This window comes from Oscillibacter sp. CAG:155 (genome assembly GCA_000436875.1).
Taxonomy (GTDB): domain Bacteria; phylum Bacillota; class Clostridia; order Oscillospirales; family Oscillospiraceae; genus Oscillibacter.
In genome coordinates this window covers 1-2385 of sequence record FR890891.1, presented here as the reverse complement: position 1 = coordinate 2385, position 2385 = coordinate 1, and the positions used below count along the sequence as shown (strand labels likewise).

The following is a 2385-nucleotide window of genomic DNA, read 5'->3' as shown; positions in this document are numbered from 1 at the left end:
TCAGCCACCTTGGCGGAGAGAACGGAATTCAGCGCCAGGCGCTTGACCTTCTTGTTCAGCACATAGCTGTAATCCCGGGGCTTGGGGGCAAACACGATGCCGCCGTGAGTCCACTGGGGAGCACGGGTGCTGCCCTGACGGGCGTGGCCGGTGCCCTTCTGACGCCAGGGCTTACGGCCACCGCCGGAAACCTCAGCGCGGGTGAGAGCGCTCTGGGTGCCCTGTCTGCAGTTGGCGAGGTGGTTCTTGACGACCTCGTGGACGACGGTCTTGTTGGGCTCGATGCCGAAGATGGCGTCGTTCAGTTCCATGGAGCCGACCTCAGCGCCGGCCATGTTCAAAACTTTAATGGAAGACATTATTTAAGCACCCCTTTCTTACTTATTTCTTGCGGAGGCCTTCTGCGGGTTGCGGCCGGAAGCCTTCTGCGGGTTCTTGCTGATGTCAGCGCCGGCCTGCTTGACCTTGTGGACCTTGACGGTGGACTTGATGGTCACGAGACCGCCCTTGGGGCCGGGGATGGCGCCGCAGACCACCAGCATATTCAGCTCGGGGTCGACCTTGACAACGCTCAGGTTCTGGATGGTGACCTGATCAACGCCCATGTGGCCGGCACCGATCTTGCCCTTGAAGATCTTGGAGGGATCGGTGGAAGAGCCCATGGAGCCCGCGTGCCGGTGCACAGGGCCGGTACCGTGGGTTTCCTTCAGGCGGTGAGCGCCGTGGCGCTTGATGACGCCGGCGTAGCCGTGGCCCTTGCTGATGCCGGTCACGTCCACGAAATCGCCGACCTTAAAGGTATCAGCCTTGACAATGTCGCCGATGTTCAGCTCAGCAGCATTCTCCAGGTCGAATTCGCGCAGGTACTTCTTGGGAGACACGCCAGCCTTGTTCAGGTGGCCCATCTCGGGCTTGGACAGCTTACGCTCGGCAATGTCCTCATAGCCCAGCTGGACAGCCTCATAGCCTTCCTTTTCGGAAGTCTTCTTCTGAGTGACCACGCAGGGGCCCGCCTCGATAACCGTGACGGGGATCACATGGCCGTTCTCGTCAAAAATCTGAGACATGCCCACTTTTTTGCCGATGATTGCTTTCATGTATGTTCCTCCTTAAAGGTTATTGGTCGGCTTAGATACGGCGGGGTTGGGTCCCCAGGCGCATTGCTCTGCCGACATGACCCGTCCGCCTCGCAAGTCGGCGGACATGGACAGCAAACAATTGATGTGGAAAACCGTCTTTTACAGCTTGATCTCGATCTCAACGCCGGCAGGCAGCTCCAGAGCCATCAGAGCCTCGACCGTCTTGGGGGAGGACTTGGTGATGTCGATCAGGCGCTTGTGGGTGCGGCGCTCAAACTGCTCACGGCTGTCTTTGTATTTGTGGACGGCCCGCAGGATGGTGACGATTTCCTTCTTGGTGGGCAGAGGGATGGGGCCGGAAACCTCAGCGCCGGTGCGCTTGGCGGTCTCGACGATCTTCTCTGCGCTCTGGTCGATGACCTGGTGGTCATAGGCCTTCAAACGGATGCGGATCATTTCTTTTTGTGCTGCCATGGTTTGTTTCCTCCTGATTTCGTAGGTAGTTTCACGCAGTCTCGACGACCTACGGCGAGAGAATTTTTCTATACGCTTAACCGTGCGTATCATTCCAGCTCATGAAAAATACCGGCGTCTCACAACGGCCGGTATCCAAACATGGCGCAGCGATCTACGCAACGTACAGATTCCTTCTCAGCCGCCCGATTATCGGACATACTCCCCGGAAGTTACCTCCATTCGGAGCAATCTCCCGGTTCATCGCAGTTCCGCAGGCAGGGTCTTTCCTCTGCCGCGGACTTACTTATAATAAAAGAAAAAGCCTCTGCTGTCAAGAGGATTTTCTCTGTTTTTCATGAAATTTTGAAGATTTTTTTGGGGGCCCATTTTTTACGACAAAAGCCGCCCCGCACAGCGGCGGAACGGCTCTTGAAAATGCTTTACAGGCCGAACGCGCCCAGGTTCAATCCCCCGGTAATGTCGTTCATGCTCTGCTCCATGGCATCATTGGCCTGACGCAGCGCCTCATTGACAGCGGATACCACCAGGTCCTGAAGCATCTCCACATCCTCCGGGTCCACGGCCTCCGGCTTGATGGTCAGCGCCAGGACTTCCTTCTTGCCGTTGACCTTGGCCTCTACCACGCCGCCGCCGACGCTGGCGGTGAACTCCCGTGCCTCCACTTCATCCTGAGCGGCAGTCATCTTGGCCTGCATCTCCTGGATTTTCTGCTGCATCTCCGCCTGACGCTGGGCGCCGGTGGGTCTCATACTGCCGCTGGTAAATCCGCGGCGTGCGCTGTATCCCATAGTGATTCTCTCCTTATATAATATAATATAATATAATATAA

The 2385-nt window shown here is 57.0% G+C and carries 4 protein-coding genes; all 4 read right to left on the bottom strand.

Annotation, left to right across the window (positions count from 1 at the left end; all coding sequences use genetic code 11):
* A partial coding sequence (gene rplD / locus QZL67_RS04635; protein WP_292919872.1) for a 50S ribosomal protein L4 occupies positions 1-359 on the bottom strand: 359 nt, incomplete at its 3' end.
* Positions 360-377: 18 nt separating this feature from the next.
* Positions 378-1097, bottom strand: a complete 720-nt coding sequence (gene rplC / locus QZL67_RS04630) for a 50S ribosomal protein L3 (protein WP_022289592.1) — start codon at positions 1095-1097, stop codon at positions 378-380.
* A 141-nt stretch (positions 1098-1238) separates the two neighbouring features.
* Positions 1239-1553, bottom strand: coding sequence for a 30S ribosomal protein S10 (gene rpsJ / locus QZL67_RS04625; protein ID WP_022289591.1), 315 nt, complete (start codon positions 1551-1553; stop codon positions 1239-1241).
* Between the two features lie 422 nt (positions 1554-1975).
* Positions 1976-2344 (bottom strand): YbaB/EbfC family nucleoid-associated protein, encoded by a 369-nt coding sequence (locus tag QZL67_RS04620; protein ID WP_022289590.1) that lies wholly within the window; start codon positions 2342-2344, stop codon positions 1976-1978.
* Positions 2345-2385: the final 41 nt, after the last annotated feature.